Source organism: Streptomyces sp. NPDC086835, from assembly GCF_044745705.1.
Taxonomy (GTDB): Bacteria; Actinomycetota; Actinomycetes; order Streptomycetales; family Streptomycetaceae; genus Streptomyces.
This window is the reverse complement of record NZ_JBIVAU010000012.1, coordinates 1-12,581: the sequence shown is the minus strand read 5'-3', so window position 1 is coordinate 12,581 and position 12,581 is coordinate 1. Positions and strand designations below refer to the sequence as shown.

Genomic DNA, 12,581 nt, shown 5'->3' with positions numbered 1-12,581 from the left:
CCTTCCGCAACCGGCGTGCGCCGATGCCGCGGCGTTTCTCAGACGGCCGGATCGGCCGGGTGCGGGGCGACCAGGGGGAGCGAGGACGCCAGGCGGGCCTCGCACAGGCCGGCCAGGACGTCGTACGCCGCCTTGCCCATCAGCTCCGTCAGCTCCGGGCGGTACGTCACGTACACCGGCTCGCCGGCGCCGTGCGCGGACGTCGCCGACGTGCACCACCAGTGCAGATCGTGACCGCCGGGGCCCCAGCCGCGGCGGTCGTACTCACCGATGGACACCTGAAGGACCCTTGAGTCGTCGGGTCGGTCGATCCATTCGTACGTGCGCCGCACCGGCAGCTGCCAGCACACGTCCGGCTTGGTCTCCAGCGGCTCGCGGCCCTCGCGCAGCGCCAGGATGTGCAGCGAGCACCCCGCGCCGCCCGCGAAGCCCGGGCGGTTCTGGAAGATGCACGAACCCTCCCAGCGCCGCGTCTGGCGCTCGCCGTCGTCGTCCTTCTGCACCCATCCCGTGCTCGTGCCGACGTCGTGGAACTGCCAGAGGTCCGGCGTGAGACGGGCCACGTGCTCCGCGACGCGCTTCTCGTCGTCCTCGTCGGAGAAGTGCGCCCCCAGCGTGCAGCAGCCGTCGTCCGCGCGCCCCGCCTGGATGCCCTGGCAGCCGCTGCCGAAGATGCAGCTCCAGCGCGAGGTCAGCCAGGTCAGGTCGCAGCGGAAGACCTGTTCGTCGTCGGCCGGGTCGGGGAACTCCACCCAGGCGCGGGCGAAGTCCAGGCCCTTCTCGTCGGTCTCGATCTTCTCCGGAGGGCTGGCTTTGCCCGGCTTCGCCTTTTTCGTCTTTGGCACGGGTCCAGCGTATGCGGGCGGCCGCAGTAGCGTTCCGTCCATGAGACTCGGAGTCCTCGACGTCGGTTCGAACACGGTGCATCTGCTGGCAGTGGATGCCCACCCCGGCGCACGGCCGCTGCCCGCCCACTCGCACAAGGCGGAACTGCGCCTCGCCGAGCTGCTCGACGAGGACGGGGCGATCGGTGACGAAGGCGTCGACCGGCTCATCCACACGATCACCGATGCCCTCGAGGCCGCGGAGGACAAGGGCTGCGAAGAGGTGCTGGCCTTCGCCACCTCCGCGGTGCGCGAGGCCACCAACGCGGACGCCGTGCTGGCCCGGGTGAAGGAAGAGACGGGTGTCGTCCTGACGGTGCTGAGCGGCGAGGAGGAGGCGCGGCTCACCTTCCTCGCCGCCCGCCGTTGGTTCGGCTGGTCCGCCGGGAAGCTGCTCGTCCTCGACATCGGTGGCGGCTCCCTCGAGATCGCGTACGGCATAGACGAGGAGCCCGACGCGGCCGTGTCCCTGCCGCTCGGCGCGGGCCGGCTCACCGCGGGCATGCTGCCCGGCGACCCGCCGGACACGCACGACGTCAAGGCCCTGCGCCGCCATGTGCGGGCCCAGATCGCCCGGGTCGTCGGGGAGTTCAGCCGCTTCGGCAGGCCGGACCACATAGTCGCGACCTCCAAGACCTTCAAGCAGCTCGCCCGGATAACCGGCGCGGCCCGCTCCGCCGAGGGGCTGTACGTGCAGAGGGAACTGAGTCGTAAATCACTGGAGGAGTGGGTCCCCAAGCTGGCGGCCATGACCGTCGAGCAGCGCGCCTGCCTGCCCGGTGTGTCGGAGGGGCGGGCCCGCCAGATCCTCGCGGGAGCCCTGGTGGCGGAGGGTGCGATGGACCTCTTCGGGGCGGACGAACTCGAGATCTGCCCCTGGGCGCTGCGCGAGGGTGTGATCCTCCGCCGCCTGGATCACCTCCCTGCCGACTAGTTCGGCCCCGTACCCTGTTCCCCGTGGCAGAACCAGTCGTGCGTATCCCGGATGCGAAGGTTGTCCTGTCGACGGCTTCCGTCTATCCGGAGTCGACGGCGACAGCCTTCGAGGTCGCCGCACGCCTCGGCTACGACGGGGTCGAGGTCATGGTGTGGACCGATCCCGTGAGCCAGGACATCGAGGCGCTCCGCCGGCTCTCCGACTATCACCGGATGCCGGTCCACGCGGTCCATGCGCCGTGTCTGCTGATCACCCAGCGGGTCTGGTCCACGGATCCGTGGGTGAAGCTCCAGCGGGCGAAGGCGGCGGCGGAGAAGCTCGGCGCGTCGACGGTCGTGGTGCACCCGCCGTTCCGCTGGCAGCGCCAGTACTCACGCGACTTCGTCCGCGGGATCTGGCGGATGGCGGACGAGACGGACGTGCGGTTCGCGGTGGAGAACATGTACCCGTGGCGCTACCGGGACCGCGAGATGCTCGCCTACGCCCCCGACTGGGACGTCACCAAGGACGACTACCGCCACTTCACGATCGACCTGTCGCACACTGCGACCTCCCGCACCGACACCATGGCGATGGTCGACCGCATGGGCGACCGGCTCGGCCATGTGCACCTGGCCGACGGCAAGGGGTCCGCGAAGGACGAGCACCTGGTGCCCGGCCGCGGCGACCAGCCCTGCGCGGAACTGCTGGAGCGGCTCGCGCGCACGGGCTTCGACGGCCATGTCGTCATCGAGGTCAACACCCGTCGCGCCATGTCCGCCGCCGAACGCGAGGCCGATCTCGCGGAGGCGCTGGCCTTCACCCGGCTGCACCTGGCGTCGGCCACCCGCATCTCGTGACGGAGGAACGCAGGCGGCGCGGCCGTCCCGCCCGTAAGGCGGCCGACGAGGGGCCCGGCGCGCGGGAACGCATCCTTCAGGCGGCCCGGGCCGAGTTCGCCGAGCGCGGTTACGACAAGACGACGATGCGCGGGATCGCCAGGGCGGCCGGGGTCGACGCGGCACTCGTCCACCACTACTTCGGCACCAAGGACGACGTCTTCGCCGCCGCGATCGAGGTCTCCTTCGAACCGGCGATGGTGCTTCCGCAGATCCTCGGCCAGGGTCAGGCCGGTATCGGCGAGCGCCTGGCGCGCTACTTCATCGGCATCTGGGAGAACCCGGCGACCCGCGCGCCCCTGCTCGCGATCGTCCGTTCCGCGCTGACCCACGAGGCGGCGGCCAAGGTGCTGCGGGGCTTCGTGCTGCGGCGCCTGCTGGAGCGGGTGGCGGCGGAGCTGGACGTACCGGATCCGCACTTCCGGGCCGAACTCGCCGCCTCCCACATGGTGGGCATCGCCATCCTGCGGTACGTGGTGCAGGTGGAGCCGCTGGCGTCCGTGGACCCGGAGGAGATCGTTCGGATGGTGGCGCCGTCGCTGCAGCGCTATCTGACCGAGGACGTCGACGGCCGACCGACCGAGGACTGAGCCGGGCGTCCCGCATTCCGGACAAGCTGTCCAGATCTTGGAGCGGCGGCGTACGCTCGAGGCAGGTACACCCGTCACGAGGAGCGAGCGACGATGCCCGAGCTGAGGTCCCGCACTGTCACCCACGGCCGCAACATGGCGGGCGCCCGCGCCCTTATGCGGGCGTCGGGCGTAGCGAGCGAGGACATCGGCAAGCCGATCGTCGCCGTCGCCAACTCCTTCACCGAGTTCGTCCCCGGGCACACACATCTGGCCCCGGTGGGCCGGATCGTGTCCGAGGCGATCAAGGCCGCAGGTGCCGTGCCCCGCGAGTTCAACACGATCGCCGTCGACGACGGCATCGCCATGGGCCACGGCGGCATGCTCTACTCGCTGCCCTCCCGTGACCTGATCGCCGACTCGGTCGAGTACATGGTCGAGGCGCACTGCGCGGACGCCCTGATCTGCATCTCCAACTGCGACAAGATCACCCCGGGCATGCTCAACGCCGCCCTGCGGCTGAACATCCCGACCGTCTTCGTCTCCGGCGGCCCGATGGAGTCCGGCCGGGCGACGCTCGTCGACGGCACGGTCCGCACGCTCGACCTGGTCGACGCGATCTCGGACGCGGTCAACGACAAGATCTCGGACGAGGACATCCTCCGTATCGAGGAGAACGCCTGCCCGACCTGCGGCTCCTGTTCGGGCATGTTCACCGCCAACTCGATGAACTGCCTGACCGAGGCCATCGGCCTGTCGCTGCCGGGCAACGGTTCCGTCCTCGCCACCCACACCGCCCGCAAGGCGCTGTACGAGAACGCCGCCGCGACGGTCGTCGACATCACCAAGCGGTACTACGAGCAGGGCGACGAGTCCGTCCTGCCGCGCAACGTCGCCACCTTCGCGGCCTTCGAGAACGCCATGGCCCTCGACATCGCCATGGGCGGCTCGACGAACACGATCCTTCACCTGCTGGCCGCCGCCCAGGAGGCGGGCGTCGAGTTCGGCCTCGACGAGATCGACGCCGTCTCGCGCCGGGTGCCCTGCCTGGCCAAGGTCGCGCCGAACGTCGCCAAGGACCGCACGTACTACATGGAGGACGTCCACCGGGCCGGCGGCATCCCCGCCCTGCTGGGCGAGCTGCACCGCGCCGGCCTGCTGAACGAGGACGTGCACTCCGTGCACAGCCCCTCACTCGCGGACTGGCTCAAGAGCTGGGACGTGCGCGGCGGTTCGCCGTCCGCCGAGGCCGTCGAGCTGTGGCACGCGGCGCCCGGCTGCGTCCGCTCCGCCACGGCCTTCTCCCAGTCCGAGCGCTGGGAGGCGCTGGACGACGACGCTGAGAACGGCTGCATCCGCTCCGCCGAGCACGCGTACTCCAAGGACGGCGGACTCGCGGTGCTGCGCGGCAACCTCGCCGTCGACGGCTGTGTCGTGAAGACCGCCGGTGTGGACGAGTCGATCTGGACCTTCGAGGGCCCGGCCGTGGTCTGCGAGTCCCAGGACGAGGCCGTCGACAAGATCCTCAAGAAGGAGATCACCCACGGTGACGTGGTGGTCATCCGCTACGAGGGTCCCAAGGGCGGCCCCGGCATGCAGGAGATGCTCTACCCGACGTCCTTCCTCAAGGGCCGCGGCCTCGGCAAGACCTGCGCCCTGATCACCGACGGCCGCTTCTCCGGCGGCACCTCGGGCCTGTCGATCGGCCACGCCTCCCCGGAGGCGGCCTCGGGCGGCACGATCGCGCTCGTCGAGGACGGCGACCGCATCCGCATCGACATCCCGGGCCGCACCATCGAACTCCTCGTCGACGACGCCACGCTGGCCTCACGGCGTGAGGCCCTGGGCGGCGTCTACGCCCCCAGGTCGCGGGAACGCAAGGTGTCCGCCGCACTGCGCGCCTACGCCGCGATGGCGACGAGCGCCGACAGGGGCGCCGTCAGGGACGTGTCCAAGCTGGGCTGACCCGCCGCCCGACTGCTTGTGGACCCGGTGCGCTCACCAGCGCGCCGGGTCCTTCGCGTCCACGGCGAAGACCGAGCCGTCCGGGGCGCTGGCGTACACCTTTCCCTTCGCGGCGACGGGTGCGGGCAGCAGCGCGGAGAAGGTCGAACCGTCGTCGGACATCCGCAGGCCCGTCTGGCCGGTGATCCTTCCGATCCGCGCGTCGACGGCGAGCAGCCGCCCGTCGGCGGCGGACAGGTAGACCGCCCGTCCGTCGGTGACCGGGCGCGAAAGGTGGGCGACCCCGGTCTCCAGGCGCCACAGCTCGGGGCCGTCGGCACCGGGACCCGGCCGGGCCGTGTCCACCGCGAAGAGCGAGCCGCCGGAACCGGAGATGTAGACGGTCCTCCCCGCGACCGTCGCCTGCGCCTGGTCGACCGGGACGGTCAGAGGGATGCTGCGCACGGGCCGGCTGTCGGTCGCGGTGTCGATCGTGACGACCGCGCCGGTGAAGCCGTCGGTGCCGGCCGAGAGGAGGAAGAGGACGCCGCCGGAGAGCTGCACCGGCGTCAGCGAACCCGGCAGGCGTTCGGTCCACAGCAGCTCGCCGCTCATCGGACCGACGGCGCTGACAAGGGTGGAGGTCCCGTCGGCCGACGGGGTGGCGGCGAGCGCCGGACCGTCGCCGCCCGGGTCGGACAGCCACTGGGTACCGGGCCCGCCGTGCCGCTTCTGCCAGCGCTCCTCGCCGGTCGTCGCGTCGATCGCCCGCACCGTCCCGGCGTCCGACACCAGCAGGACGGTGTCGCCGACGGCTCGCAGGGTCGGATGACCGGACGCGTCCAGCTCCCGGCGCACCTCGCCCGTCTCGGGGTCGAGCGCCTGGTAGCGGTCACCGTCCGGCGTCACCACATGCAGCAGCCCGCCGGCGGGGTGGGGCACCAGGCCCTCGTCGCTCTGAGCGGCGGCGGCACCGGCCGCCCGCTCCTTCGCCGTCCAGAGGGTCGTGCCGTCGGCCGGGTCCAGCCGGGTGGCCCCGACGCCCGGGGCGGCGCAGTAGAGGGCGTCGCCGTCGCCGGTCGTGCACACCGGGACACCGGAGACGGCGCCGTCCCGCAGCGGGACGTTCCACGGGCGGAAGCGCTGTGCGGCGGAGGGCGTGGTGCGGTCGCCTGCGGGTGAGCCGTCGTCCAGGGCGACGACGGCGGCGGTGCCGGCGGCGGCCAGCACGGCGAACGCGGCCGCGGCGACGGCCCAGCGCCTTCGGGCCCGGCGCGCGGGAGAAGCGGTGGCGGGCGCGTCCGCCGCCTGCTTCGATGCCGGCGGGGCCACAGAACCAGGGTTCTCACAGGGAGCGGGATCGCGCTGCGCCGGTATGTAGGCCTGGGTGTCGTACGCGGAGGACGGCGAGGACGCCCGAAGCGCCACCATCAGTTCGTACGGCGTCGGCCGCGCCTGCGGGTCCTTCGCCAGACAGCGCGCCACGAGCGGTACGAGCTGCTCCGGCACGCCCGCCAGGTCCGGCTCGTTGTGCACGACCTGGTAGGCCACGATGTACGGGCTGTCGGAGTCGAACGGCCCGCGACCCGTCGCCGCGTGGACCAGCACCGCGCCCAGCGCGAACACATCCGCGGCCGGCCCGACCTCGCGCGGCCGCTGGAACTGCTCGGGCGCCATGAACGGCGGTGTGCCGATCAGCTTTCCGGTCTCGGTGCGAAGATCGCTGTCCGTGGGACGCGAGATCCCGAAGTCGATGACTTTCGGTCCGTCCGCGGCCAGCAGCACGTTGCTGGGTTTGAGGTCGCGGTGCACCACGCCGGCCCGGTGGATGTCGCGCAGCGCCTCCGCGAGCCCGGCGCCCGCCCTGACGAGCTCGGCCGAGTTCAGCGGGCCGTTCCGCTTCACCCGGTCGGCGAGTGTCGGGCCCTCGATGAAGAGGGTGGCCATCCAGGGCCGATCGGCGTCCGGGTCGGCGTCGACGACCGGCGCGGTGAAAGCCCCGCTGACCCGTCGGGCGGCGGCGACCTCCTGCCGGAAACGCGCCCTGAACTCCGGGTCGAGGGCGTGCTCGGCATGAATGACCTTGACCGCGAGCCGCAGACCCGAGGCGGAGGTGGCCAGATGGACGACGCCCATCCCCCCGTTGCCCAGCACCGCCTCGAGGCGGTACTGCCCTGCATATTCCGGATGCTCCGCTTCCGGGAACGGCCCGGTGCTGCGCAGCGGTGGCATCTCCCACCCCCGTCTGATGGTGCGCACGCGCGACGCACGGAGCCTAGTCGATGATGCGTGCGATCCAGCCATGGCTTGCTAGCCTGCGCGCGGCGAAACGCCAATCGTCCATGTCAATCATGTCAACGGGGGGAAGTCCGATGGCTCTTGAAGAGGCTCAGAACACAGCGGCCGGGAACGCGGCTGCCGAGGCGGACGCGATCGAGGCCGATTCGGTCGGCACCATGACGGTGAAGCGCTACCCGGTCGCCCCCGGCGTGCGTCTCAATGTGCGCAGCGGGCCGGGGACGAACTACCGGCTGGTCAGGATCCTGCCGTACGGTGCCACCGTCCCGATCAACTGCCAGAAGGCCGGCGAGACCGTCACCGGCACCTACGGCACGAGCAACCTCTGGGACAACATCGCCAACGGCGAGTTCGTGGCGGACGCGTACGTGCAGACCGGCAGCGACGGCTACGTCGCCCGGCGCTGCGCCTGACCCTCCGCCGGCGTACCGGGGATAATCGACCCCGTGAGCGAGCAGAGCGAGAACACCACGGCGAGCGGCGGCGGCCCGGAGCCCGAGCCCATCCGTTTCTTCGGCACGACCTGGGTCGGCCACGACGGGGGGTACGGGCTGCGTCGGGCCGGTGTCGCCGCCGGCTCGCTGATCACCGCCTTCGCGGCCGCCCTGCTCCTGCGCTTGGCATATCAGGGACTGGCCATCGCAGAGGTCGGCAGCTTCGTGAACGTCATCGTCGTCGTGATGTTCGCCGTGTGCAGCGCCATCGCGTTCCGTAAGACCTGGGAGGGCTTCTCCCGCCGGCCCGACGGCTCCCCGTCGGAGGACGCGCTGCGCAGCCTCAAGATGATCGGCTTCATCGGCTCGCTCATCGCGTACGCCCTGCGCTGCCTCGGTGAGGCGCCGGGCGAGAAGCTGCGCCGCGCCGAGTACGAGTCGGCGCTCAGGCAGTACGAGAAGCGTCGCGGCACCCGCTCCGGCAACCCGGCCGCCCGTGGGACGAAGGGCCGCACCAAGCGCCGCTGACGGCGACACGAAATCGAACGCCCGGTCACGCCCCTCAGGGGTGAGGCCGGGCGTTCGTGCTTGACGGCCCCCTGTCGGCGGGAGCATTATTCATCGCATGATGAATTCCTCTGGCGTCGCCGTCCTCGCCCGCGGCCTCACCGTGCTACGAGGAGACCGCACCGTCCTGCGCGGCCTCGACTTCTCGGTCCTGTCCGGCCGTATCACCGGCCTCCTGGGGCCTTCCGGCTGCGGGAAGTCGACGCTGATGCGCGCGGTCGTCGGCACCCAGGCCAAGGTCGGCGGCACCCTCGAGATCCTCGGCCGCCCCGCCGGCGCCGCCGAGCTCCGCTCCCGCATCGGCTACGTCACCCAGGCCCCGTCCGTCTACGACGACCTCACCGTCCGGCAGAACCTCGACTACTTCGCCGCCGTCCTCCTGCCGGGCCGCCGCAACCGCGACGCCCGCCGCGAGTACGTCACGCGAGCCATCGAGGACGTCGACCTCGCCTCGCATGCCGACTCGCTCGCCGGCCGGCTCTCCGGCGGCCAGCGCAGCCGCGTCTCGCTCGCCGTCGCCCTGCTGGGCACCCCCGAGGTGCTCGTCCTCGACGAACCCACCGTCGGCCTCGACCCCGTCCTCCGCCGCGACCTGTGGGACCTCTTCCACCGCCTCGCCGGCGAACGCGGAGCGACGATCCTCGTCTCCTCCCACGTCATGGACGAGGCCGAACGCTGTCACCGCCTCCTCCTCATGCGCGAAGGCGAGATCCTCGCCGAGGACGCCCCGGACGACCTGCGCGTCCGCACCCGCTCGGAAACCGTCGAACAGGCCTTCCTCCACCTCGTGGACGAGGCCGACGCCCTTCAGGAGAGCCGCCGATGAGCTCCCACCCGATCCCCGCCACCGTTCCGCGGCCGGCTTACGCACCTTCCGTGTCCCGCACCCTCGCGACCGCCGCACGGGTCCTGCGGCAGCTCCGCCACGACCCGCGCTCCATCGCCCTGATGCTGCTCGTGCCGTGCGTGATGCTCTTCCTGCTCCGGTTCGTGTTCGACGGCAGCCCCGGCACGTTCGACTCCATCGGCGCCTCGTTGCTGGGCATCTTCCCGCTGATCACCATGTTCCTGGTGACCTCCATCGCCACCCTGCGCGAACGCACCTCCGGCACCCTGGAACGACTCCTCGCCATGCCGCTCGGCAAGGCCGACCTGATCGCCGGCTACGCACTCGCCTTCGGCCTCGTCGCAGTGATCCAGTCCCTGCTGGCCACCGGCCTCGCCCTGTGGGTCCTCGGCCTCGACATCGTCGGCTCGCCCTGGCTGCTGCTCCTCGTCGCGCTGCTCGACGCGTTGCTGGGCACGGCGCTCGGACTGTTCGTCTCCGCCTTCGCCGCCTCCGAGTTCCAGGCGGTCCAGTTCATGCCGGCCGTGATCTTCCCCCAGCTGCTGCTGTGCGGCCTGTTCGCTCCCCGCGACACGATGCAGCCCGTCCTCGAAGCGATCTCCGACGTGCTCCCCATGTCCTACGCCGTCGACGCCATGAGCGAGGTCCTGCGTCATCGCGACGTCACCGGCGACTTCGTGCGGGACGTCCTGGTCGTCGCGGCCTGCGCACTGGTCGTCCTCGCCCTCGGCGCCGCCACCCTGCGCCGCCGCACCGCCTGACCCCGACACCGCGGGGCGCCCGTACCGACACTCGGACGACCACGGCACGACCCCGTCCCCGGTGACAGGATGTGCGCACGTATCCCCACCGGCGAGGTGAACTTCAGCCATGACCCAGACAGTCGCAGTCCTCGGTACGGGCAAGATCGGTGAAGCACTGCTCAGCGGCATGATCCGTGCGGGCTGGCGCCCCGCGGACCTGCTGGTCACCACCCGCCGTACCGACCGCGCCGACGAGCTGCGCACCCGCTACGGCGTCGAGCCCGTCACCAACGCGGAAGCCGCCAAGCGCGCCGACACCCTGATTCTCGCCGTCAAGCCGCAGGACATGGGCAAGCTTCTCGACGAACTCGGCCCGCACATCACCGCGGACCGTCTCGTCATCAGCGCGGCGGCCGGTATCACCACCTCCTTCATCGAGGAGCGCCTGGCCGCGGGCACGCCCGTGGTCCGGGTCATGCCCAACACCCCGGTTCTCGTGGACGAGGGCATGTCCGTGATCTCCGCCGGCAGCCATGCCACGGCCGAACACGTCGCCCACGCCGAGGAGATCTTCGGCGGTGTGGGCAAGACGCTGCGCGTCCCCGAGTCGCAGCAGGACGCGGCGACCGCCCTCTCCGGCTCGGGTCCGGCGTACTTCTACTTCCTCGTCGAGGCCATGACGGACGCGGGAATCCTGCTCGGCATTCCGCGCGCCCAGGCGCACGACCTGATCGTCCAGGCCGCCATCGGCGCGGCCGTGATGCTCAGGGACAGCGGCGAGCACCCGGTGAAACTGCGTGAAGCGGTCACATCGCCGGCCGGCACCACCATCAGCGCCATCCGCGAACTGGAGAACCACGGCGTACGGGCGGCCCTGATCGCCGCACTCGAGGCCGCCCGCGACCGCAGCCGCGAACTGGCCTCCGGCAACGGCTGACCGGCCCCGCCGCGGTTCTCCTGCCGCGTTCCGTCATGCGGCCGGCAGCAGTCCGATCGCCCGGTAGGCGGCGTCCACCGTCGGACGGGCCATGCCCCTGGCCCGCTCCGCTCCCTTCCTGAGCACGTCGTCGACGTGTCCCGGGTCGGCCGCCAGTTCGGCGTGCCGCTCCCTGATCGGCCTCAGCACCTCGAGCACCGCCTCGGCCGTGTCCTTCTTCAAGGCCCCGTACGACTCGTACGCACCGGCCAGTTCCTTGGGGCGCCCGCCCGAGCAGGCCGCGAGGATCTCGAGCAGGTTCGCGACGCCGGGCCGGGTCTCGGGGTCGTACTCGACGTCCCGCCCGCTGTCCGTGACCGCCCGCATGATCTTCTTGCGCACCACATCGGCCTCGTCCAGCAGATAGACGATGCCCGCGCCGGACTCGTGCGACTTCCCCATCTTCGACGTGGGGTCCTGAAGGTCCATGACCCGGGCCGCGACCGGCGGGGGCGTGGCCCGGGGGACGTTGAAGGTGTGCCCGTAGCGCTGGTTGAACCGCACCGCCAGGTCGCGGGTGAGTTCCACGTGCTGCGTCTGGTCCTCACCCACGGGCACCTCGTCGGCCTGGTAGGCCAGGATGTCCGCCGCCATGAGCGCCGGATAGGTGAGCAGCGACAGCCGCACGCTCTGTCCGGCCGCGCGCGCCCGGACGCTCTTCTCCTTGTACTGGATCATGCGCCGCAGCTCGCCGTCGGTGGCCGTGCACTCGAGGATGTACGACAGCCGGGCGTGCTCGTCCACATGGCTCTGCACGAAGACGGTGCACAGATCAGGGTTCAGACCGGCGGCCAGCATCAGGGTCGCTGCCTGACGGCTGAGTCTGCGCACCCGCGCCGGGTCGTGCTCGACCGTGAGGGCGTGCAGGTCGACCACGCTGAACAGCGCGTCCGCCTGGTGCTGGTCCACCTCGACCCACCTGCGCAGCGCGCCCAGGTAGTTCCCCAGGGTCAGATGCCCTGTCGGCTTGATCCCGCTGAAGATCCGCTTCATCCCGTTCTCCGTCTCCTGATCGAAGCCGCCGCGCTCAGCGGCCGGGCTCCCGGAGGGAGATACGCGAACGGCCGCCGAGGCGGCGGCCGTGGGTGCATGCGAAGGTGCCGGCCGCCGTCAGGCGGCCCACCACTGGTGGAGGCACATGCGCGATGTCATGGGCCCAACAGTACGCCGCCCGGGGCCCTCTGGGGGTGGGTTGACATCGGGTACCCGCATCCGTAGTGTTCTCCGAGTTGTCCGACGTGAGCACCGACCCCGGTCGGCCCCGGACAGCCATTCCGTAAGACCCACTTCGATGAACGGCATTCTGTGTCGTCTGTCTTTCGTGCGCCTTTGCGAAATGAAGAATCCGCGTTCGAAAGGACGCCGGCCCCGATTCGCTTCGGGGCGGGGGATTCCGCTAAAGTCTCACTCGTCGGAACGGCCCAACAGCCGCGAAGACAACTCCCGCTGACCGGGAATCAGGCCCGAAAGAGTCTGATAGAGTCGGAACCGCCGGAAGGCCGAA

At 71.1% G+C, this 12,581-nt stretch carries 12 protein-coding genes; 9 read left to right on the top strand and 3 right to left on the bottom strand.

The genetic code is table 11. The features are described 5' to 3' along the window. Positions 1-38: 38 nt before the first annotated feature. Complete coding sequence (locus ACIPJI_RS31145; RefSeq protein WP_307707657.1) at positions 39-845, bottom strand: hypothetical protein; 807 nt, start codon at positions 843-845, stop codon at positions 39-41. Between the two features lie 40 nt (positions 846-885). Here ACIPJI_RS31145 and ACIPJI_RS31140 point away from each other — a divergent pair, with 40 nt between their 5' ends. From ACIPJI_RS31140 to ilvD, 4 genes are all read left to right on the top strand, one after another. Beyond that, positions 886-1,818 carry a Ppx/GppA phosphatase family protein gene (locus ACIPJI_RS31140; protein ID WP_356620679.1) on the top strand — a complete coding sequence of 311 codons (933 nt, stop codon included), beginning with the start codon at positions 886-888 and terminating at the stop codon, positions 1,816-1,818. Between the two features lie 23 nt (positions 1,819-1,841). Beyond that, positions 1,842-2,660, top strand: coding sequence for a sugar phosphate isomerase/epimerase (locus ACIPJI_RS31135; protein WP_356620678.1), 819 nt, complete (start codon positions 1,842-1,844; stop codon positions 2,658-2,660). Then, positions 2,657-3,289 (top strand): TetR family transcriptional regulator, encoded by a 633-nt coding sequence (locus tag ACIPJI_RS31130; protein WP_402250132.1) that lies wholly within the window; start codon positions 2,657-2,659, stop codon positions 3,287-3,289. Before ACIPJI_RS31135 ends, ACIPJI_RS31130 begins: the two co-directional genes overlap by 4 nt. Positions 3,290-3,382: 93 nt before the next feature. After that, on the top strand, positions 3,383-5,233 hold the full coding sequence (ilvD, locus tag ACIPJI_RS31125) for a dihydroxy-acid dehydratase (RefSeq protein WP_356620676.1): 1,851 nt from the start codon (positions 3,383-3,385) through the stop codon (positions 5,231-5,233). A 33-nt stretch (positions 5,234-5,266) separates the two neighbouring features. Here ilvD and ACIPJI_RS31120 read toward each other — a convergent pair whose 3' ends face one another. Beyond that, positions 5,267-7,444 (bottom strand): PQQ-binding-like beta-propeller repeat protein, encoded by a 2,178-nt coding sequence (locus ACIPJI_RS31120; protein ID WP_402250364.1) that lies wholly within the window; start codon positions 7,442-7,444, stop codon positions 5,267-5,269. 140 nt (positions 7,445-7,584) lie between these two features. Here ACIPJI_RS31120 and ACIPJI_RS31115 point away from each other — a divergent pair, with 140 nt between their 5' ends. From ACIPJI_RS31115 to proC, 5 genes are all read left to right on the top strand, one after another. Beyond that, on the top strand, positions 7,585-7,923 hold the full coding sequence (locus tag ACIPJI_RS31115; RefSeq protein ID WP_402250130.1) for a peptidase: 339 nt from the start codon (positions 7,585-7,587) through the stop codon (positions 7,921-7,923). 33 nt (positions 7,924-7,956) lie between these two features. Beyond that, on the top strand, positions 7,957-8,472 hold the full coding sequence (locus ACIPJI_RS31110; protein WP_402250128.1) for a hypothetical protein: 516 nt from the start codon (positions 7,957-7,959) through the stop codon (positions 8,470-8,472). 97 nt (positions 8,473-8,569) lie between these two features. After that, a complete protein-coding gene (locus tag ACIPJI_RS31105) occupies positions 8,570-9,337 on the top strand; it encodes an ABC transporter ATP-binding protein (RefSeq protein ID WP_307707664.1) in 768 nt (255 codons plus the stop codon). Beyond that, positions 9,334-10,119: an ABC transporter permease gene (locus ACIPJI_RS31100; RefSeq protein ID WP_307707665.1), complete on the top strand. Its 786-nt coding sequence runs from the start codon at positions 9,334-9,336 to the stop codon at positions 10,117-10,119. Before ACIPJI_RS31105 ends, ACIPJI_RS31100 begins: the two co-directional genes overlap by 4 nt. Positions 10,120-10,228: 109 nt before the next feature. After that, a complete protein-coding gene (proC, locus tag ACIPJI_RS31095; RefSeq protein ID WP_307707666.1) occupies positions 10,229-11,038 on the top strand; it encodes a pyrroline-5-carboxylate reductase in 810 nt (269 codons plus the stop codon). A gap of 33 nt (positions 11,039-11,071) precedes the next feature. On the opposite strand, the gene trpS is transcribed toward proC, so the two are convergent. Then, positions 11,072-12,070: a tryptophan--tRNA ligase gene (trpS, locus tag ACIPJI_RS31090; RefSeq protein ID WP_356620674.1), complete on the bottom strand. Its 999-nt coding sequence runs from the start codon at positions 12,068-12,070 to the stop codon at positions 11,072-11,074. Between the last annotated feature and the right edge of the window lie 511 nt (positions 12,071-12,581).

What these genes read in the sequence shown, in the direction of transcription:
- ACIPJI_RS31105 (WP_307707664.1), top strand. Translation starts at nt 8,570, where the DNA reads ATGATGAATTCCTCTGGCGTCGCCGTCCTCGCCCGCGGCCTCACCGTG.
- proC (WP_307707666.1), top strand. Translation starts at nt 10,229, where the DNA reads ATGACCCAGACAGTCGCAGTCCTCGGTACGGGCAAGATCGGTGAAGCA.
- ACIPJI_RS31140 (WP_356620679.1), top strand. Translation starts at nt 886, where the DNA reads ATGAGACTCGGAGTCCTCGACGTCGGTTCGAACACGGTGCATCTGCTG.
- ilvD (WP_356620676.1), top strand. Translation starts at nt 3,383, where the DNA reads ATGCCCGAGCTGAGGTCCCGCACTGTCACCCACGGCCGCAACATGGCG.
- ACIPJI_RS31115 (WP_402250130.1), top strand. Translation starts at nt 7,585, where the DNA reads ATGGCTCTTGAAGAGGCTCAGAACACAGCGGCCGGGAACGCGGCTGCC.
- ACIPJI_RS31100 (WP_307707665.1), top strand. Translation starts at nt 9,334, where the DNA reads ATGAGCTCCCACCCGATCCCCGCCACCGTTCCGCGGCCGGCTTACGCA.
- ACIPJI_RS31120 (WP_402250364.1), bottom strand. Translation starts at nt 7,444, where the DNA reads ATGCCACCGCTGCGCAGCACCGGGCCGTTCCCGGAAGCGGAGCATCCG.
- trpS (WP_356620674.1), bottom strand. Translation starts at nt 12,070, where the DNA reads ATGAAGCGGATCTTCAGCGGGATCAAGCCGACAGGGCATCTGACCCTG.